Origin of the sequence: Idiomarina sp. X4, from assembly GCF_002808045.1 — a bacterium.
Classification (GTDB): Bacteria; Pseudomonadota; Gammaproteobacteria; order Enterobacterales; family Alteromonadaceae; genus Idiomarina.
Map to the genome: position 1 here is coordinate 2,257,834 of NZ_CP025000.1, position 17,180 is coordinate 2,275,013.

At 48.3% G+C, this 17,180-nt stretch carries 24 protein-coding genes; 16 read left to right on the forward strand and 8 right to left on the reverse strand.

The window, feature by feature from the left end; genetic code table 11:
* Positions 1-17 precede the first annotated feature (17 nt).
* The 5 genes from CWC33_RS10895 to CWC33_RS10915 all read left to right on the forward strand — a co-directional run bounded on the left by CWC33_RS10895 (position 18) and on the right by CWC33_RS10915 (position 2,409).
* On the forward strand, positions 18-389 hold the full coding sequence (locus tag CWC33_RS10895) for a hypothetical protein (protein WP_100691944.1): 372 nt from the start codon (positions 18-20) through the stop codon (positions 387-389).
* Positions 390-498: 109 nt separating this feature from the next.
* Positions 499-1,059, forward strand: coding sequence for a hypothetical protein (locus CWC33_RS10900; RefSeq protein ID WP_100691945.1), 561 nt, complete (start codon positions 499-501; stop codon positions 1,057-1,059).
* 94 nt (positions 1,060-1,153) lie between these two features.
* Positions 1,154-1,423: a hypothetical protein gene (locus CWC33_RS10905; protein WP_100691946.1), complete on the forward strand. Its 270-nt coding sequence runs from the start codon at positions 1,154-1,156 to the stop codon at positions 1,421-1,423.
* Between the two features lie 22 nt (positions 1,424-1,445).
* Positions 1,446-1,952: a GNAT family N-acetyltransferase gene (locus tag CWC33_RS10910; RefSeq protein WP_100691947.1), complete on the forward strand. Its 507-nt coding sequence runs from the start codon at positions 1,446-1,448 to the stop codon at positions 1,950-1,952.
* A 13-nt stretch (positions 1,953-1,965) separates the two neighbouring features.
* Positions 1,966-2,409 (forward strand): CopD family protein, encoded by a 444-nt coding sequence (locus tag CWC33_RS10915; RefSeq protein ID WP_100691948.1) that lies wholly within the window; start codon positions 1,966-1,968, stop codon positions 2,407-2,409.
* 30 nt (positions 2,410-2,439) lie between these two features.
* Here the strand turns inward: CWC33_RS10915 and CWC33_RS10920 are convergent, their stop codons facing one another.
* Positions 2,440-2,739 carry a type II toxin-antitoxin system RelE/ParE family toxin gene (locus tag CWC33_RS10920; protein WP_058578973.1) on the reverse strand — a complete coding sequence of 100 codons (300 nt, stop codon included), beginning with the start codon at positions 2,737-2,739 and terminating at the stop codon, positions 2,440-2,442.
* On the reverse strand, positions 2,739-2,978 hold the full coding sequence (locus CWC33_RS10925) for a type II toxin-antitoxin system ParD family antitoxin (protein WP_058578974.1): 240 nt from the start codon (positions 2,976-2,978) through the stop codon (positions 2,739-2,741). The genes CWC33_RS10920 and CWC33_RS10925 overlap by 1 nt, the downstream gene beginning before the upstream one ends.
* 204 nt (positions 2,979-3,182) lie before the next feature.
* Between CWC33_RS10925 and CWC33_RS10930 the strand changes: the two genes are divergently transcribed.
* Genes CWC33_RS10930 through CWC33_RS10940 form a run of 3 tightly spaced genes read left to right on the forward strand, consistent with a single transcriptional unit; the run spans position 3,183 to position 6,304 of the window.
* On the forward strand, positions 3,183-4,430 hold the full coding sequence (locus CWC33_RS10930) for an acyl-CoA dehydrogenase family protein (protein WP_100691949.1): 1,248 nt from the start codon (positions 3,183-3,185) through the stop codon (positions 4,428-4,430).
* Entirely contained in the window at positions 4,423-5,505 is a 1,083-nt protein-coding gene (locus CWC33_RS10935) for a phosphotransferase family protein (RefSeq protein ID WP_100691950.1), read from the forward strand. Before CWC33_RS10930 ends, CWC33_RS10935 begins: the two co-directional genes overlap by 8 nt.
* 28 nt (positions 5,506-5,533) lie before the next feature.
* Positions 5,534-6,304, forward strand: coding sequence for an SDR family oxidoreductase (locus CWC33_RS10940; RefSeq protein WP_100691951.1), 771 nt, complete (start codon positions 5,534-5,536; stop codon positions 6,302-6,304).
* A 7-nt stretch (positions 6,305-6,311) separates the two neighbouring features.
* Here CWC33_RS10940 and CWC33_RS10945 read toward each other — a convergent pair whose 3' ends face one another.
* Positions 6,312-6,764: a hypothetical protein gene (locus tag CWC33_RS10945; RefSeq protein WP_100691952.1), complete on the reverse strand. Its 453-nt coding sequence runs from the start codon at positions 6,762-6,764 to the stop codon at positions 6,312-6,314.
* 102 nt (positions 6,765-6,866) lie between these two features.
* On the opposite strand from CWC33_RS10945, the gene CWC33_RS10950 reads away from it, so the two are divergent.
* Genes CWC33_RS10950 through glnS form a run of 6 tightly spaced genes read left to right on the forward strand, consistent with a single transcriptional unit; the run spans position 6,867 to position 11,716 of the window.
* Entirely contained in the window at positions 6,867-7,121 is a 255-nt protein-coding gene (locus CWC33_RS10950; RefSeq protein WP_100691953.1) for a hypothetical protein, read from the forward strand.
* Between the two features lie 26 nt (positions 7,122-7,147).
* A complete protein-coding gene (locus CWC33_RS10955) occupies positions 7,148-7,555 on the forward strand; it encodes a hypothetical protein (RefSeq protein WP_088768004.1) in 408 nt (135 codons plus the stop codon).
* Positions 7,556-8,311 (forward strand): 5-oxoprolinase subunit PxpA, encoded by a 756-nt coding sequence (locus CWC33_RS10960; protein ID WP_100691954.1) that lies wholly within the window; start codon positions 7,556-7,558, stop codon positions 8,309-8,311.
* A complete protein-coding gene (gene pxpB, locus CWC33_RS10965; protein ID WP_100691955.1) occupies positions 8,304-9,032 on the forward strand; it encodes a 5-oxoprolinase subunit PxpB in 729 nt (242 codons plus the stop codon). Before CWC33_RS10960 ends, pxpB begins: the two co-directional genes overlap by 8 nt.
* Positions 9,029-9,982, forward strand: a complete 954-nt coding sequence (locus CWC33_RS10970) for a biotin-dependent carboxyltransferase family protein (RefSeq protein ID WP_100691956.1) — start codon at positions 9,029-9,031, stop codon at positions 9,980-9,982. The genes pxpB and CWC33_RS10970 overlap by 4 nt, the downstream gene beginning before the upstream one ends.
* Positions 9,983-10,030: 48 nt before the next feature.
* A complete protein-coding gene (glnS, locus tag CWC33_RS10975; RefSeq protein WP_100691957.1) occupies positions 10,031-11,716 on the forward strand; it encodes a glutamine--tRNA ligase in 1,686 nt (561 codons plus the stop codon).
* Here glnS and CWC33_RS10980 read toward each other — a convergent pair.
* From CWC33_RS10980 to CWC33_RS11000, 5 genes are all read right to left on the reverse strand, one after another.
* Positions 11,703-12,740, reverse strand: coding sequence for a saccharopine dehydrogenase family protein (locus tag CWC33_RS10980; protein ID WP_100691958.1), 1,038 nt, complete (start codon positions 12,738-12,740; stop codon positions 11,703-11,705). The genes glnS and CWC33_RS10980 overlap by 14 nt on opposite strands.
* Before the next feature lies 1 nt (position 12,741).
* On the reverse strand, positions 12,742-13,188 hold the full coding sequence (fur, locus tag CWC33_RS10985) for a ferric iron uptake transcriptional regulator (RefSeq protein WP_088768010.1): 447 nt from the start codon (positions 13,186-13,188) through the stop codon (positions 12,742-12,744).
* 46 nt (positions 13,189-13,234) lie between these two features.
* Positions 13,235-13,768, reverse strand: coding sequence for a flavodoxin FldA (fldA, locus tag CWC33_RS10990; RefSeq protein ID WP_100691959.1), 534 nt, complete (start codon positions 13,766-13,768; stop codon positions 13,235-13,237).
* Between the two features lie 93 nt (positions 13,769-13,861).
* Complete coding sequence (locus CWC33_RS10995) at positions 13,862-14,077, reverse strand: DUF2788 domain-containing protein (protein ID WP_088768012.1); 216 nt, start codon at positions 14,075-14,077, stop codon at positions 13,862-13,864.
* A gap of 87 nt (positions 14,078-14,164) precedes the next feature.
* The gene (locus tag CWC33_RS11000; protein ID WP_100691960.1) at positions 14,165-14,941 is read right to left on the reverse strand and encodes an alpha/beta fold hydrolase; all 777 of its coding nucleotides are present in this window, start codon (positions 14,939-14,941) and stop codon (positions 14,165-14,167) included.
* Between the two features lie 107 nt (positions 14,942-15,048).
* Here CWC33_RS11000 and seqA point away from each other — a divergent pair, with 107 nt between their 5' ends.
* On the forward strand, positions 15,049-15,537 hold the full coding sequence (gene seqA, locus CWC33_RS11005) for a replication initiation negative regulator SeqA (RefSeq protein WP_100691961.1): 489 nt from the start codon (positions 15,049-15,051) through the stop codon (positions 15,535-15,537).
* A complete protein-coding gene (gene pgm / locus CWC33_RS11010; RefSeq protein WP_100691962.1) occupies positions 15,537-17,177 on the forward strand; it encodes a phosphoglucomutase (alpha-D-glucose-1,6-bisphosphate-dependent) in 1,641 nt (546 codons plus the stop codon). Before seqA ends, pgm begins: the two co-directional genes overlap by 1 nt.
* Positions 17,178-17,180 lie beyond the last annotated feature (3 nt).

Genomic DNA, 17,180 nt, shown 5'->3' on the forward strand with positions numbered 1-17,180 from the left:
TTCTAAGGATAGGGTTTATGAACCTCAAAGAGTTTATTTCGGAAAGCATTGTTGAGATAGTTGAGGGGATTGTTGATGCTCAGTCTAGAATTCAATCAGATGACGCCAAAATTGTTCCTGAAATCAGTAAGGTATTCACCCAGTCACAAACAGGTGGAACAAACTTAGCGCTAGGCTGGGATAAACAAAGTAATTTAATTCATTCTGTTGAATTTGATATTGCAGTTACTGCAAATGAGGGAACTGAAACAAGAGGTGGAATTGGAGTTGTAGCTGGTGTTTTTGCTTTAGGCTCTCAAGGTAAGTCTTTAGAAAGTAATCAATCAATATCACGGTTAAAGTTTCGAGTGCCAATTTCTTTTCCAAGGCATGGTGCTGACGAAACATAACAAGCCAATTAAGGCGGGACTGCTAAAGCTTGGCTCGGTTTCGCTCCGCTACACAGTTTAGCCAAGCATTATCAGCCCCTTATTGGGGCGTTATGCATAAGGATTCAGTGTGATAAAAAAATTGTGCCTGCTGTTAGTTGTTGCCTTGATCCCTACATTAGCCTGGTCGTATGCAAAGCCGTTTAGATTTATTCTCCCGCAATTAAACGGAGTGCAATGTAACGGCTCCGTTTGCGTCGAGGACCCAAATGACATGGGGCAGGCTATTGAGTTGTATGGCTCCGCCATAACAAACGTATCTGCTTCCGGCATAGCGCTCGAGACCAAACCAAAGTTTGTTTACTGCTCTACCACAGAGTGTTATCAATCGTTCGGGGGCGGCAATGAACGGGCTATTTCTTATCCTTTTCTCGGTACAGTGATAGCGCCAGAATCGTGGCAAATCTACATTACTCAGCATGAGTTGGTTCATTGGTTTCAGTTTTTGGAAATTGGTTCGGTTTCGACCATGAGGAAACCTGAATGGTTTAGAGAGGGTATGGCGTATGTGTACAGCGGCGCACCAGAATCAGATATTCCTGAACACTACCTGCCCATCATGCAAAGATACAGAAAATGGCATTCAGACAAATCCTGGCCAGAAGTTATTCATCAAGCGACGCAGCTCTGACATGCATAACCAGGCAATTAACTACGCGCCTGCGGCGCCGGACGCTCGTACCTCGCGCCGGTTATTGCGGCGTTAAGAACAAGAAAACAATATTATGGCATCAGGTACATCAAATAAATTAACAGGGCAGGTTGGCGAACATCTGGTTTCGGCAGTACTGGGTACGTTAGGTTACTATGCTTCTCCGTACTCTGGGAATGTGCCTGGGTTTGATGTTACAGCGGTGCATTCCGAGTCATTAAAGTCGTTTCCTGTTCAGGTTAAAGCGAGTACTAAGGGAGCTCTGGTTCAGTCCACAATAGATAAGTGGTGTAATCACAGTATGGCTGAGAATAACAGGGAAATTCTTTCGGGTTACCAATAACCATGGTTATAAAAGGGCTTCCATGAAAATAGTCTGTGAAACGAAGCGCCTAACTGTCAGGCAGTTTGAGTTCAGCGATGCTGCCTTTGTTATTCAGTTACTCAACGATGACCTATTTATACGGTTCATAGGCGATAAAAACGTTCGTACGCAAGAAGATGCAATTAATTATCTTAAAACGGGACCTATGGCTAGTTATGAGCAGCACGGCTTCGGTCTTAACTTGGTTTTCCTAAAAGAAAGACACACACCAATTGGTATGTGTGGTTTACTGAAACGAGACGAATTGGAAAGTCCGGATTTAGGCTACGCATTTTTGCCTGAATACAGCGGTAAAGGTTATGCGAGAGAGGCTGCGGAAAATACCTTAAAAACTGTTATGAAAACCTGTTCACTCGACACCGTTGTTGCTGTCACCCTTCCTGACAACGTTAGATCAAATAAACTGCTGGAAACTATTGGTTTCAACCTCAAAGAGACAATAGAATGGTACGGTTCTGAGAATAATTTATACGAATACCTAGGCTGAGGGGCGGCTTCTAATGTACGGCTCACTTTTACTACTCCACATTCTTGCGGCAACCATCTGGACAGGCGGACACATTGTTTTGGCTTTCGCTATATTGCCCAGGGTCTTGAGAGAGCGCTCTCCTCAGCTACTTTTAAACTTTGAGTCCGCGTATGAAAAAATAGGCATGCCCGCACTCATTGTTCAGATCATTACCGGGGTAATGCTGGCGTACCGGCTACTGCCAGATATCAGTCAGTGGTTCAATACCAGTAATCCCGTTGCTTATCCGATAATGGCAAAACTGGGATTGCTGGCACTAACGGTTGGTTTTGCCGTTAGCGCAAGGTTTCGAGTCATTCCGAACCTTTCACCTGCGAACCTAAACGTCATGGCGTGGCACATTGTGTCGGTCACGGTTATTTCCATCCTATTCGTTGTTGTCGGTGTGTCGTTTAGGACTGGTTGGTTTTATTGAGTTAATAAACCGTTACGGCTAGACATCTTATTAAGCTCCAAAAATAGGAGCAACGTCCATACTTTTGTGCAGTATCCTCATGATCTCAATTTGCTGGTTGCCAACCTGTTTATAAAAAATAACGTGACTTCCTTGGGGGAATTTTCTGTACCCATCTCTGATTTCATCGCAAGCTTTGCCAATATCCGGCCCCTCAGCTAACAACCAAAAAGAATCATCGAATTGTTTGAGGTAAACATTCCGCTGCTCATTTCCCCAACGGCGTGAGGTGAACCGAGCTATCTCTTTTAAGTCAGATTTTGCTTTATTAGTGAGTTGAAAGGGCTTCACTATTTCTCTTCGCTATCAAGTTCATCGATAAACGAGTCGAGGTCATACTCAGCCATACCACTTTCTTCGCCTTCAACCAGAAGTTGGCGCAGCGTATTCACTTTAGTTTCCTGAGTTTCGAGTAAGCGTAGAGCGGATCGAATGACTTCACTGGCGGATCCGTATCGGCCAGTTTTAAGTTGATTAGCTATAAACTCATCGAAATGCTCACCAAGGGTGATGCTAGTATTTTTAGGCATCGGTCTCTCCTTAATACCAATTAATACCTAATTATGGTATTTAATTCTGTGTTTAGCAAGTCAGTGACAATGCACAGTTCTGGGCTTCATATACGAACTCTCAGCACCCCAAACTCACTTAACTCGTTTCCCCCTCAACCCTAGTTGTACCACTAACACTTTCAAGTCTACAATGCAGTTAACTATTCGTTGGGAGCGGGCATTATGGACTTTTCCTACAGTGCGAAAACAAAGGACTACTTGGCGCGGCTTGACGCGTTTATGCGCGAGTATATCGAGCCGTATGAAGACCAGTATCAAAAAGAGAATTATCGGCTGAACAGCACGCCGAACTGGCGCGAGTGGCAGGTGCCGCCGCGGGTGGCGGAGCTTAAACAGTTAGCGAAAGAGCAGGGGCTTTGGAACCTTTTTTTGCCGGACGACGAACTGGGTGCAGGCTTAACAACCTTGGAATACGCGCCGTTAGCCGAGCGTATGGGCCGTAGCCTGTTAGCGCCTGAGGTGTTCAACTGTAACGCGCCCGACACAGGCAATATGGAAGTGCTGTATCATTTTGGTGATGATCCGCAGCAAGAGCAGTGGTTAACACCGCTTTTAAACGGCGACATTCGCTCGGTATTTTGTATGACCGAACCAGATGTCGCGTCCTCCGATGCCACCAATATGCAAACCACCATCGTTGCCGATGGTTCCGACTGGGTTATTAACGGCCGTAAGTGGTGGAGTACCGGTTTAGGCCACCCTGAGGCTGAAGTCGCTATTGTGATGGGGCTGACCGACGAAGACGCTGACAAACATCATCGTCATTCTATGGTCTTGGTACCGCTAAACACCCCGGGCGTTAACATAGAGCGCATGCTGCCCGCGTTAGGTGAATACGACGCGCCCTATGGCCATGGTGAGGTGGTGTTCGACAATGTGCGTGTACCCAAAGAGAACATTATTGTCGGCCCCGGGGCGGGCTTTAAAATTGCGCAGGGGCGTTTAGGCCCGGGGCGTATTCACCATTGCATGCGCGCTATTGGCGCGGCAGAGCGGGCGCTGGAGCTATTCATTGAGCGCGGTACGTCACGCATCGCTTTCGGCGAACCGTTATTGAAGCTGGGCGGCAACAGTGAGCGGTTGGCCGACTTACGTGTCGCGATTGACCAGGCGCGTTTACTGACCCTGCATTCGGCCTGGCAAATTGACAACGTTGGCGCCATGAAAGCTATTAAAGAAATATCAGCCATCAAGCTGGTGGCGCCTAGCGTATTGCAGAAAGTGGTGGATGAAACCATGCAGCTGTTTGGTGGCGCTTCTATGTGTCACGACACACCATTACCGGGCTTACTGACGGTGGCCCGTTCATTACGTATTGCCGATGGACCCGATGCGGTTCACCGTGCGACCATTGCAAAAACAGAATTGAAACAAAGAGAAAAACAGTGGAAAGGGCGTATTAATGACTGACGCGTCAACAATAACGGATCAAGCTAGTGAGGTTCGCGAGGAGGAGGCGTTGCCGGTTGAAGCACTGGACAACTGGCTGGCTGAGAACATAGGAAGTGAGCTACCGGACAATCGAGGTGAACTCAGAATTACGCAGTACACCGGCGGTGTGTCGAACTGGACGTACCGTTTGGACTATGATGGTTTGGCGCTGGTATTGCGTCGCCCGCCGGAGGGCACTAAGGCTAAATCAGCACACGATATGGGTCGGGAATACCGTCTGCAAAAACGTTTGCGTCCGGCGTTTCCTTATGTGCCGCGTATGCTGGCGCATTGTAAGGACGAGTCGGTTATTGGTGTTGAGTTTTACGTTATGGAACACATTACCGGCATTATTCCACGCCGCCGTTTCCCTAAAGAGCTGGACTTAACTGCTGAGCAGGCTCGTCAGCTTTGTACGAACGCACTCGACAAGCTTATTGAATTGCATAATGTCGACTTAGACAGCACAAGACTGCGTAAAATAGCCAAAGGTAAGGGGTATACCGAGCGTCAGGTTAACGGCTGGTGCAGTCGTTATGAAAAGGCGAAAACCTGGAATGTGTTTGGGGCAAAGTCAGTTATGCGCTGGCTTAAAGAGAACCAGCCACAGAACGAAAAAATATGCCTGGTTCATAACGACTTTCGGTTAGATAACCTGATTTTGAACCCGGAAGATCCAACCGATATTATCGGTATTCTCGACTGGGAGCTGGCGACCTTAGGCAACCCGTTAATGGACTTGGGTAATTCGCTGGCGTACTGGATAGAAGCGGGCGATGACAAAGTGGCGCGCGCGACCAAACGCCAACCGAGTGATTATCCGGGCATGTTAACCCGCAAAGAAATTATCGATTACTACTGCGAACGCACCGGCACTAAGGTGGAAGATTTTGCTTTTTACGAGGTGTTTGGCTTGTTCCGCTTGGCGGTTATTGCGCAGCAAATTTACTATCGGTATCACCATAAACAGACCACGAATAAAGCTTTCAAGAACTTCTGGTTCCTGGTGAATTATTTGCTGTGGCGCTGCCGTCGCCGTATCGCAAAAGCTTAACGAATTATAATAAAAAGAGAGCTCAATAATGCCGCAAGAACGGAAAACTATTTTAATTACCGGTGCCAGCTCTGGCTTAGGGCAGGGGATGGCACGTGAGTTTGCTGCAAAAGGCAAAAGCTTGTGTCTGTGCGCCCGTCGGTTAGATCGCTTAGAGGCGCTCAAAGCCGAGCTGGAAGACAAGCATTCAGGCATAACCGTCAGCATTAAAACGCTGGACGTAAACGTCCACGAAGACGTATTTCGAGTGTTTCAGGAGTTCAAACAAGAGCAGGGCCACATTGACCGCTTTATTATTAACGCGGGCATGGGCAAAGGTGCGGCGTTAGGTACGGGGTACTTTGAGGCGAATAAAGCCACGGCAGAAACCAACTTTGTGGCGGCGCTGGCGCAATGTGAAGCGGCTATGGAGATTCTGCGTGAGCAAAAGGGCGGGCACTTAGTGACTATTTCGTCCATGAGTGCCTTCCGTGGTATGCCAAGGGCCATGACGGTGTATGCAGCAACCAAGGCCGGGCTGGCGTCGCTAACCGAAGGTCTTCGTGCGGATTTAATGAAAACTTACGGCAGTAATAGCCCGATAAAAGTGTCGACCATTTATCCGGGGTACATTCGCTCTGAAATTAATGAAAAAGTGAAAAACACACCATTCATGGTGGATACGGAAACAGGTTGTCGCTTACTGGCAAAAGCCATTAATAAAGAGCCAGTAAAAGCTTATGTCCCTTACTGGCCCTGGGCGTTAATGGCATTCCTAATGAAACGCCTGCCATTGAAATGGGTGTTAAAGCTGGCTTAACTCTCGGTTATTCACCAGAACAAACGGCGTCGCCGGCGGTAGACACTTGCACCGACAGTGACTGACTCACTCCGTTGGCGTCGTTATATAAAAATACCGGTTCCACCAAGTTCATATTGCCGCGGTCGCCGTCGTGGTTAATGTCCAGTTGCTGATCGCTCAGCGTTAATTTCATGCAGCCGTCGTGCTCGGTTGTCAGTATACGCTGCCACTTTTCAACACGCGGCTCATAAAGCCATACTTCATGCCCTTGCCACTGCTTGTCGCTACCGCGCTCACACCAATAAGTATGCGCTTCTAACGAGCCGTCGCCATTATTCACCAACTGTTGAATGTCGCAGTCTTCGTCGGTGGGTAAGTCGGGCTGCATGGTCGTTTTTTGATAAATAACCGCGCTGCCAAGAATAACCCCAACGGTAATAATAATGGCGGCAATGGGTAGCAGAATTCGTTTTAACATATGGCCTCAGAAGCTGATACAGTATAGAGTCATTACAGTAAAACGATTAGTATAAAGCGATTAACAACAAGAACAACTATAAGAACAAAATGCGGGGGATGTATGTGGCAAAGGGTACTGGCTCTTTTAATACTAATAGCCGGGCTGTTAATGGCAGTTTTGGGTGTTGTTAGTGACAATGATACCAATGTTCGTTTGGCCGGTGCGGCATTGATGTTGGTAGGTATTATTTGGCTGTATCGCCAACCAACGCTGAGCTCGCTCGACTCAAAAGGGCAGACAGCACCGTTAAAATGGTATCAGTCACCTATTTTGTGGATACCCATTATCGCGATTATTATTAGCCTCTTTATATAAGAGTCTTAGAACATCGGGAATTATTCATGGATTTAAAAAAACGGATTGTCATTTTAGCCGGCGCAGTGGGCTTATTCTTTTATTCAGCTACTCAAGAGCAGCTCATTAGTGTTATCGCAGACTACAACCTGGGTTGGTATCAGCTGGGCTTACCTATTGCCTGGGGTGTGGTACTTGGCGGTGTGTGTGCGCTGCTGAAATTCCGTTGGTTGCTCTCGTGGTTACCGCCGGTGGTACTAGTTGCTAGCGCGATAACCACCATGGGCATTATTGGTGGTGTGGCAGTTTATGTGAAGCACCAGCTGTTTGTGCTAGCGTTACCGCCGCTGCAGTTAGGCGCTGTCGGTATTGGCTTGTATTTGTTTGCTGTCAGTTTGACGCGCCTTTTAGGTGACATAGAAGCACGCAGTTCAGAGAAAGAGAAAAAGTCTTAAATGAAGAAAGTAACGCTTAACGCAGACATTGGTGAAAGCTTTGGTGCCTGGAAAATGGGTGCCGACGAGCTCATTATGCCGCATATCGACTGTGCGAATATTGCCTGTGGCTTTCATGCGTCTGACCCGCTCATCATGAAGAATACGGTGCGTTTGGCAAAAGAGCATGGTGTCACTATTGGGGCACACCCCGCTTACCCGGACTTGGTGGGTTTTGGGCGTCGGCACATGGTTTGTAAGCCGGAAGAAGTGACGGCAATGGTGCAGTATCAGGTGGGTGCTTTGCAGGGCATTTGTGCCGGCGAGCGCGCTAAAGTGGAATACGTAAAGCCACACGGCGCGCTCTACAATGACATGCTGAATGACGGACCACTGTTCGACGCTGTATGTCAGGCCATTGCGGCCTTGCAGGGTAACGACGTGTTGCCGCTTATGGTTATGGCAACACCAGAGAACCATGCTTGGAAAGAACGTGCCGCACAATTTGGTGTAACCCTGTGGTTTGAGGGCTTTGCTGACCGCGCCTATGACGACAACGGTAAGCTTCGCTCACGTAAGCACGACGATGCGGTACACAGCGAAACCGAAGCTATGCTGGAGCAGGCACAGGCCTTTACCGAAGGAAAACCCATTACCAGCGTTAATGGTACGCCACTGAGTATTCAAATTGATTCGTTATGTGTGCATGGCGACAACCCCCGGGCTATAGACACCGTCAAGCAGTTGAGAGAAATAGTAAAAGGAAGTGATGAGTAACGCAGAGAGTGCTTTTCCTAAAATAGTCACCGCCGGTGCTGACGCCATTTTGGTGTATCTGGGCGAAGGTATTGACCCCGAGGTGAACGACCGGATCATGGTACTAACGAACCGCGTTGGCAGCGCATTAGGTAACAAGCTCTATGATTTGGTGCCTTCATACAATTCTCTGATGATCTACTACAACGTGCTGTCGCTTTCTGAGGACGAGCTGCGTGAATGTGTGCGTAAGCTTATTGATGAATTGCAGCAAGACGGTGATGCAAGCGGTGCTTCCAAGCAGAGCACCTTGCATACCATTGAGGTTTATTACGACCCCAGCGTCGGACCAGATTTAGAGCGTGCCGCAGAGCAAACCTCCTTGTCGATTGATGACATTATTAGAATGCACACCGAGCAAGAGTATCGAGTGTACGCTATGGGCTTTGCGCCGGGGTTCGCATATTTAGGTGAGTTGCCCGAGAAGCTGCGCTTGCCGCGTTTAGATAACCCAAGAACCAAAATACCAGCGGGCAGTGTGGCCATAGCAGAGGCGCAAACGGCGGTGTACCCGTCAGAGTCGCCTGGGGGCTGGAACATTATTGGCCGTACGGCAGAAACCCTCTATGACCCGCAGGCAGACAGTATTAGCCCAATGAAAGTAGGCGATCGAGTGCAGTTTAAAGCGGTGTCGAAAGACGAATTTGAGCAAGCCGGTGGCTCGCTGGAGTCGTTGTCATGATAAAAATTCTTGATGCAGGCATGAGAACGACGGTTCAGGATTTTGGCCGTTTCGGTTATTTGTCCAAAGGTTTAACTCGTGGCGGTCCGGTGGACGAACACGCATTTTTATGGGCAAACCGGTTGTTGGACAATAATTTTAACGCAGCCCAGCTCGAAATTACTCTGGGCGGTTTGGAAGTTGAGTTTCAGCAAGATGGCTGTTTTGCACTGACTGGCGCTGACGCCGAGGCGCACCTGGACGATGAGTCGTTAACTCTGTGGCAAAACTTTGATGTGAAAGCCGGGCAACGCCTGAAAATTGGCTACGCCAAAGCAGGCTTACGCTTGTATTTGGCGGTGCAGGGTGGCTTTCAGGTAGAGCCAAAATGGCACAGTTGCGCCACTGTTGAACGAGACAGTGTGGGCGGCTTGTTGGGCGACGGCTCGCCGTTACAAAGCGGCGATACTCTACGCTTTCAGTGTGACACACCGCAGCCGTCCAGGCGTGTAAGTTGGGCGTATCGCAGCGACTACACGAAGACTCCGGTACTAGGGCTTATTCCTGGGTATCAGTATGACGACTTTCCAATGTCCGCTCGTGAAGCTTTTTGTTATGAAGACTTCGAGGTCAGTAAAGACAGCAACCGCATGGGTATTCGTCTAGCCGGCAAAGCGCTGGAAACGCCGAAACAGGGCCTGGTTTCCGAAGGCATTAACATTGGTTCGGTTCAGGTACCGTCTGACGGACAGCCTATTATTATGATGCACGACCGGCAAACGCTGGGCGGATACCCGAAACTTGGGGTTATTAACCCAGTCGACTTAGGCAAGCTGGCGCAATTACAGCCGGGCCAAAAAGTGCGTTTCAGCCGCGTTGAAGCGTCGGTTGCACAACAGCAGTTGCGCCGCTTTTATCAGTTTTTTAATGTGCGTCTGCCTTGTCAGGGCGGCGATAACCTGCGATCATAGCGCCTTTCTAATTTCCCGTGTTCATTCTGTAGCGGAGACAAAAATTTAATGGCTGATACCGATTCTCGTCCCAGTAACTTTATTCGCCAAATCATCGATAAAGATTTGGCCAGTGGTAAACACTCTACGGTGCATACCCGTTTTCCGCCGGAGCCGAATGGCTTTCTGCATATTGGTCATGCCAAGTCGATAGTTCTGAACTTTGGTATTGCGGAAGACTACAAAGGTACGTGCAATTTACGTTTTGATGACACCAACCCTTTGAAAGAGAAGGTTGACTATGTTAATTCGATTAAGCAGGACGTTGAGTGGCTGGGGTATCAGTGGGAAGGCGAGCCACGTTATTCGTCAAATTACTTTGATCAGCTACACGCCTATGCGGTAGAGCTTATCGAGAAAGGCTTGGCCTATGTCGACTTTTCGTCGCAGGAAGAAATGCGTGAAATGCGCGGCACTTTAAAAGAGCCGGGTAAAAACAGTCCTTATCGTGACACCTCGGTCGAAGAGAACCTGAAGCACTTTGCTGACATGACAGCTGGTAAGTACGAAGAAGGCAAAGCAGCGTTGCGTGCCAAAATCGATATGAGCTCGCCGTTTATGTGTATGCGTGACCCGGTTATTTACCGTGTGCGTTTTGCGCATCATCACCAAACGGGAGACAAGTGGTGTGTTTACCCAATGTATGACTTTACCCACTGCATTTCTGATGCGTTGGAAGGTATTACGCACTCTTTATGTACGTTGGAGTTCCAGGACAACCGCCGCTTGTACGACTGGGTGCTGGACAACATCAGCATTGACTGCCACCCGCAGCAAATTGAGTTTTCGCGCTTAAATCTGCAATACACGGTGATGAGCAAGCGCATTATTAATACGCTGGTAGAAGAAGGCAAAGTCACCGGGTGGGATGACCCGCGTGTTGCTAGTGTCGCCGGCTTGCGCCGCCGTGGTTATACACCAGAGTCTATTCGTGAGTTCTGTCGTCGCATTGGTGTGACGAAAATGGATAATCAGGTTGAAATGAGCATGCTCGAAGCCTGTATCCGTGACGACTTAAATGAAAATGCGCCGCGTGCAATGGCAGTGATGGATCCGGTTAAAGTGGTTATTGAAAACTATCCGGAAGGCCAAACCGAGTCGTTGAATGCGCCGAACCACCCGAATAAGCCGGAAATGGGCGAGCGAGACGTTACCTTCAGTCGCGAACTGTGGATAGAGCGTGAAGACTTCCGCGAGTCAGCGAATAAGAAGTTCAAGCGCTTGGTGCTGGATAAAGAAGTGCGCTTAAGAAATGCGTACGTTATTCGTGCCGACAGAGTCGAGAAGGACGCTGACGGCAACATCACGACTATTTACTGTCACTACGACGCAGACACTCTGGGCAAAGATCCGGCGGATGGTCGTAAAGTAAAAGGTGTTATTCACTGGGTATCGGCAGAAACGGCGAAAGACGCGGAGTTCCGTGTGTACGATCGCTTATTCCAGGTGCCAAACCCGGCCGCCGAGGAAGACTTATTCTCGACGCTGAACCCAGAGTCTTTGATTATTAAGAAAGGTTTTGTGGAAGCGAACCTGGAAAATGCAAAACTGGGTGAAAACTTCCAGTTTGAACGCCTGGGTTACTATTGCTTAGATACGGATGCCGAGAAAGAAGGGCGTCTTATTTTCAACCAGACGGTCGGCTTACGCGACAGCTGGGCGAAAATAGAGCAGCAACAGGCTACTGAATCGTAAATTGGTCCAGTAGCTTAGCGCCGTATAAACGAGAGGGGGTGTAAAAGCCCCCTGTGTGTTTCTGGCTTAAGGTATGTACGGCCAACTCAACAGCACCTTCGGCTGTTAACGAGTATCCATTTTTCACTTTCACTCGCAACTCTTTTGTATTGCCGCGATCATCAGAAATTTCTCCCCAAACATAGGTTGGGTTGTCTTTTCGTTCTTTCTCTTCCGGGCCGGCTGGCTGAGATTCGAGCTTTTGCTTCAGTTTTCGCTGTACCCACTTCCAGTTAAAGACAAAGCGGAACCAGTTCATACGGCGCATTTTTTTAACTAAACGCGGGCTGGCTGGAATGTACACTTCAATGTTGGGAATATCAGTGGTGTAATAAGCGGTTGAAACGTCGCCCCACGGAATGGTCATGGCGCACTTTTTACCATTACCAAAGTCTATCCATTGTGAATGCCAGGCGTGCGGTACATCGATAATTTGTCCGTTTACACGAGCAGCGCCGCCGCGACCTAAGTGTTCAATACTGGTTTTAGCCGTACCCCGGCTCATGCGAGAACCTGAATCGAACCCTAGTTTTAGATGCGTCGCTTCCGGCATTTGTGCGTTCAATCGCGCTGCTACACAGTCGGTAGGAATAACGTCGAAGCCCACTCCGGGACACAACACAATACCCGCTTCTTTGGCCTTTTGATGCTTGGAATGCGCATACTCAAATACGTCAATTTCCCCGGTTATATCGAGATAGTGTGTTTGGGTATCAATGCATGCTTGAATAAGCGGGGCGGCAGTTTTGCTAAATGGACCGGCGCAGTTCAGAACTAAGTCGACATCGGTCAGTTGGCTTTTAACTGTGTCGATGTTGTCGAGTGAAAAATTGCGGTATTCAAATTCGAGGTGACGCGCCACTGGCTCCAGTGACGCTTCATTACGACCGGCGAGAATTGGGTGATACCCGCGTCGCTTGGCTTGATGTGCGATGAGCTTTCCTGAATACCCGTAGGCACCATAAATGAGCCATCGCAATGCCATGCTATTCCGCCTCGATTGCCAGTTTGTACTCGCAATTTTCGCCACGCTGGCACTCACCGTATAAATACAAGCTGTGGTTGGTCAGCGTTAGCTTATTAGCCGCGGCTACTTTCTCCTGACGCTCCTCTATGACGTCGTCTTCAAATTCGAAGACATGGCCACAGGTTAGACACACTAGATGATCGTGGTGCTCTTTAGCGCTCAACTCGAACACCGAACGACCGCCTTCAAAGTGATGGCGAGTAATAATGCCCGCGTCGTCAAACTGGTTTAGAACACGATAAACCGTGGCCAAGCCGATTTCGTCTTTTTGTTCAAGCAGGATTTTGTACACGTCCTCAGCGCTGATATGCTGATTCTCTGGTTTTTTCAGAATCTCCAGAATTTTCATTCGCGGAGATGTGACTTTTAAACCTGCTTTTTTTAACTGTTCGTCGTTACTCGCCATAATTATTCTTAATCTCAGTCAAACTTAGTTAACAGCATACCCTGTATTAACTGTCATTTGCCAGTTCTGCCAGGCACATTTCTTCGTAGACTTGCTGACACCATTTAGTGACGCGCTCTTTAGTCAGTTCTGGCTGACGGTCTTCGTCAATACCCAGGCCGACAAAATGATCGTCATCGACCAAGCCTTTAGAGTCTTCAAAGTTGTAGCCTTCGGTTGGCCAGTGACCAATAATGATGCCGCCTTTGGCTTCAACAATGTCACGCACCATACCCATAGCGTCAAGAAAGTATTCTGCGTAGTCTTCCTGATCGCCACAACCAAAAATACCGATTAATTTGTCGGTAAAGTCGATTTCTTCCAACTCTGGGAAAAAGTCGTCCCAGTCGCACTGAGCTTCGCCGTAGTACCACGTTGGGATACCGAACAGCAGTAAATCGTAACTGGCAATGTCTTCTTTGCTGGATTTAGCGATGTCTTTTACATCGACCAGCTTTTTTCCAAGCTCTTTTTGAATCATCTGAGCGACAGCTTCTGTGTTGCCTGTGTCGCTACCAAAGAAAATTCCAACCGTTGCCATAAATTATTTTCACCTGTTTATACGAATCAACAATACTGAATGAATTATCGCGTCTTATAACTCACGAACCGCATTCAGTGACGTAAATAATTTTTAAATACCTGACTCCCACAGGACTTGAATAATGCCTTTGGCAATAAAGCCAAAGCAGCCCAGAAATAGCACTAACCAAACAATAATTTGGCCAAACCTGGGTACCGAGGAGCGTTTTAAAACGTCGCGTATCGCCAGACCAATTAGCAAGAAGAGAATTCCCAGCGTGATATTAGTGCCAAGAATTTCCAGTTGTTCATAATATTCAGCCAACATACAACTACTCCTTGCTGGAATCTGCGACTATTACGGGACTTGTTTTAAGCCGCCGTAGAATAGCATAAAGTCGGTAAATTAGCGACCTCAGGCGGTTAGAAAGTCACGCACTAAACGGTTAAATATACGTGGTTTTTCGGCGTGCAACCAATGACCTGTGTCATCAATGACTTTAACGGCCGCTTTAGAAAAACGTTTTTTCACGGCGCCTTCGTGTTTCTCTGTCAGATAATTCGAGTTTCCGCCTTTAATAAAAAGTGCTTTTCCATCGTACGTCTTTTCACTCACCGCACCGGATATTTCGCTATAGCACTCTTTAAGTGCGTCCAGATTCAAGCGCCACTGATAGCCGTCGTCGGTACGTTTTAAGTTTTTCAGCAGAAACTGGCGTACGCCTTTTTCGGCAATGGCGTCGGCTAGTTGCTTGTCAGCGTCACCACGGCTTTTAACCTGAGAAAGGTCAAGCGCACAAAGCGCCTCCATAATGCGGTCATGGGTGCCTTCATAAGCCGCAGGGGATATATCGGCGAACACCGCTGACAAAACTCGTTTGGGAGCGCTCATAGCAACTTCCATAGCAATTTTGCCACCCATCGAGTGACCAACTAAATGAAACGAATCTAAGTTAAGGTCATCCGCAAGCGCAATAATGTCATCAGCCATGCTGGGGTAGGTCATGTCGTTGCTGTGAAATGAATCGCCGTGGTTTCTGACGTCTGGCAACACGCAGTAAAAATCAGGCTCAAGGTCACGTGCCAAACGCTTCAGGTTGTCTTTGTCGCCGAACAGTCCGTGAATGATAATGACTGCGGGGTTCTTAGCGTCGCCCAGCGTTTCATGATTCAATTGTTTAGAGTCTGCCATCGAGTCGCCTTTAGTGATAAACTTTGCGGTCTATTTTCAAGGCTTTGTGATGCCGATGCAAGCGACAAAGCCATACCTAATGGTTTATTAGAGGTCGGTCATAAATAATGAAACGGATAGACATTGACGACGATTTGTACACCTACATAGCAAGCCACACTCAGGAAATTGGTGAGAGCGCTTCCGATATTTTGCGGCGTTTACTGGATGTTGAAAAGGCCAGTAAGCCTGTGCCTTCCAAGCCGGAAAAGGCGAAAGTTGATAACGTGTTTAATCGCTTAAATGAGCAGGACGTGCGTATTCAAAAAAGTGTGGTTGCCCGCTTTTTATACATATTAAGCATGCTGTACAAAAGTCACAGTGACCGTTTTGCGGAGGTGCTGAACATACGTGGTCGTGACCGTCAGTACTTTGCGCGCAGTGAAGACGCGCTGCTGAGCACCGGTAACAGCACCAATCCTAAGCAAATACCCGATGCGCCGTTTTGGGTGATAACCAACACCAATACGACCAAGAAAAAATCAATGCTGACGCAGGTAGCAAAAGCATTAGGCTACAGCTCTGCCGATGCAGAAAAAATAAGGGATTTTTTATAATGGCACATTCATCGCGCGCCGGGCAGTTGGCGCAAGCTAGTGATTTAACCAATATTGCACAGTTGACCAGTGCTTACTATGTGTACGAACCTGACGCTCGTAAAGCTGACCAGAAAGTCAGCTTTGGAACGTCCGGACACCGTGGCAGCTCACTGAAGCGCTCATTTAACGAAGCGCATATTTTAGCGATAGCACAAGCGATTTGTGCCTACCGTGAAGAGCAGGACATTACCGGACCGATATTGGTGGCCAAAGACACGCACGCGCTGTCAGAGTCGGCTTACTTAAGTGCGCTGGATGTGTTTTTAGGTAATGGTCTGGAAGTGCATGTTCAGGCAGAGCACGACTATACGCCAACTCCGGTGCTGAGTCGCGCGGTCATTCAGTGGAATAAGAAAAACAGTGCAAAGGCCGATGGTGTGGTTATCACGCCGTCGCATAATCCGCCACAAGACGGCGGCTTCAAATATAACCCTCCTCACGGCGGGCCTGCTGGTGGCGAGGCCACAAGAGCGATTGAAAAATATGCGAACGCGCTGCTGTCATCCGGTCTTATTGGCGTGAACACGTGCGAAAGCGAAGATGTTCTCGAGCATCCCGCGCTGACATTTGTGGATTGGCGTAAAGACTACATTGAGCATTTAACTGACTGCGTTGATATGGACGCAATTGGCAAAGCTAACTTAACGCTTGGCGTTGATGCGATGGGCGGCTCCGGCGCAAAATACTGGCTGCAAATTGCTGAGCATTATGGCCTGAATATCGACGTGAAAAATGCGGTAGTGGATGCCACTTTTTCTTTTATGTCGCTCGACAAAGACGAGAAAATTCGTATGGACTGCTCGTCACCTCATGCCATGGCTTCGTTGCTGGAGCTAAAAGACAAATACGACTTAGCCATGGGCAACGACCCGGACTATGACCGCCACGGTATTGTGACCCCAACACATGGCTTAATGAATCCGAACCATTATTTATCGGTCGCTATCGATTATTTGTGTAAACACCGCTCGTGGGCTGCCGAGGCCGCTATTGGTAAGACGCTGGTATCCAGCGCAATGATTGACCGCGTTGTTGCTGCGAATGACCGTAAACTGACGGAAGTACCGGTTGGTTTTAAATGGTTCGCAGAAGGATTAGCCAACCAGAGCATTGCGTTTGCGGGCGAGGAAAGTGCCGGGGCAACCATGTTGGATCGCAACGGTGATACCTGGACAACCGACAAAGACGGCATTGTTTTAGCCTTGCTGGCCGCTGAAATTCTGGCAACCACCGGCAAAAACCCCAGTCAGTACTATGATGAATTGTGCGAGCTGCATGGTACGTCTTTTTATCGCCGCGTTGACACCGCGTCGTCTGCTGAAATGAACCAGGGCTTTAAAGGTATCCGTGCCTATAAAGTGAAGTTACCGGAGCTTGCTGGCGAAGCCGTGACCGATATTACCACCAAAGCCAAAGGGAACGACGCACAGTTTGGCGGCATTAAAGTGACCACAGAGAACGGTTGGTTTGCAGCGCGACCGTCAGGCACTGAGCCGGTTTATAAGATCTATGCTGAGAGCTTTGTCAGTGACGAGCATTTAGACGCGATACTCCAGCAAGCCGCTGAATGGGTCAACGACTTACTGGCTACAAAATAACCT

Bases quoted from the DNA above. Each gene is read 5' to 3' on its own strand.
- CWC33_RS10895 (WP_100691944.1), top strand. From the start codon at position 18: ATGAACCTCAAAGAGTTTATTTCGGAAAGCATTGTTGAGATAGTTGAG.
- CWC33_RS10905 (WP_100691946.1), top strand. From the start codon at position 1,154: ATGGCATCAGGTACATCAAATAAATTAACAGGGCAGGTTGGCGAACAT.
- CWC33_RS10910 (WP_100691947.1), top strand. From the start codon at position 1,446: ATGAAAATAGTCTGTGAAACGAAGCGCCTAACTGTCAGGCAGTTTGAG.
- CWC33_RS10915 (WP_100691948.1), top strand. From the start codon at position 1,966: ATGTACGGCTCACTTTTACTACTCCACATTCTTGCGGCAACCATCTGG.
- CWC33_RS10925 (WP_058578974.1), bottom strand. From the start codon at position 2,978: ATGCCTAAAAATACTAGCATCACCCTTGGTGAGCATTTCGATGAGTTT.
- CWC33_RS10930 (WP_100691949.1), top strand. From the start codon at position 3,183: ATGGACTTTTCCTACAGTGCGAAAACAAAGGACTACTTGGCGCGGCTT.
- CWC33_RS10935 (WP_100691950.1), top strand. From the start codon at position 4,423: ATGACTGACGCGTCAACAATAACGGATCAAGCTAGTGAGGTTCGCGAG.
- CWC33_RS10940 (WP_100691951.1), top strand. From the start codon at position 5,534: ATGCCGCAAGAACGGAAAACTATTTTAATTACCGGTGCCAGCTCTGGC.
- CWC33_RS10945 (WP_100691952.1), bottom strand. From the start codon at position 6,764: ATGTTAAAACGAATTCTGCTACCCATTGCCGCCATTATTATTACCGTT.
- CWC33_RS10950 (WP_100691953.1), top strand. From the start codon at position 6,867: ATGTGGCAAAGGGTACTGGCTCTTTTAATACTAATAGCCGGGCTGTTA.
- CWC33_RS10955 (WP_088768004.1), top strand. From the start codon at position 7,148: ATGGATTTAAAAAAACGGATTGTCATTTTAGCCGGCGCAGTGGGCTTA.
- CWC33_RS10960 (WP_100691954.1), top strand. From the start codon at position 7,556: ATGAAGAAAGTAACGCTTAACGCAGACATTGGTGAAAGCTTTGGTGCC.
- pxpB (WP_100691955.1), top strand. From the start codon at position 8,304: ATGAGTAACGCAGAGAGTGCTTTTCCTAAAATAGTCACCGCCGGTGCT.
- CWC33_RS10970 (WP_100691956.1), top strand. From the start codon at position 9,029: ATGATAAAAATTCTTGATGCAGGCATGAGAACGACGGTTCAGGATTTT.
- glnS (WP_100691957.1), top strand. From the start codon at position 10,031: ATGGCTGATACCGATTCTCGTCCCAGTAACTTTATTCGCCAAATCATC.
- CWC33_RS10980 (WP_100691958.1), bottom strand. From the start codon at position 12,740: ATGGCATTGCGATGGCTCATTTATGGTGCCTACGGGTATTCAGGAAAG.
- fur (WP_088768010.1), bottom strand. From the start codon at position 13,188: ATGGCGAGTAACGACGAACAGTTAAAAAAAGCAGGTTTAAAAGTCACA.
- fldA (WP_100691959.1), bottom strand. From the start codon at position 13,768: ATGGCAACGGTTGGAATTTTCTTTGGTAGCGACACAGGCAACACAGAA.
- CWC33_RS10995 (WP_088768012.1), bottom strand. From the start codon at position 14,077: ATGTTGGCTGAATATTATGAACAACTGGAAATTCTTGGCACTAATATC.
- CWC33_RS11000 (WP_100691960.1), bottom strand. From the start codon at position 14,941: ATGGCAGACTCTAAACAATTGAATCATGAAACGCTGGGCGACGCTAAG.
- seqA (WP_100691961.1), top strand. From the start codon at position 15,049: ATGAAACGGATAGACATTGACGACGATTTGTACACCTACATAGCAAGC.
- pgm (WP_100691962.1), top strand. From the start codon at position 15,537: ATGGCACATTCATCGCGCGCCGGGCAGTTGGCGCAAGCTAGTGATTTA.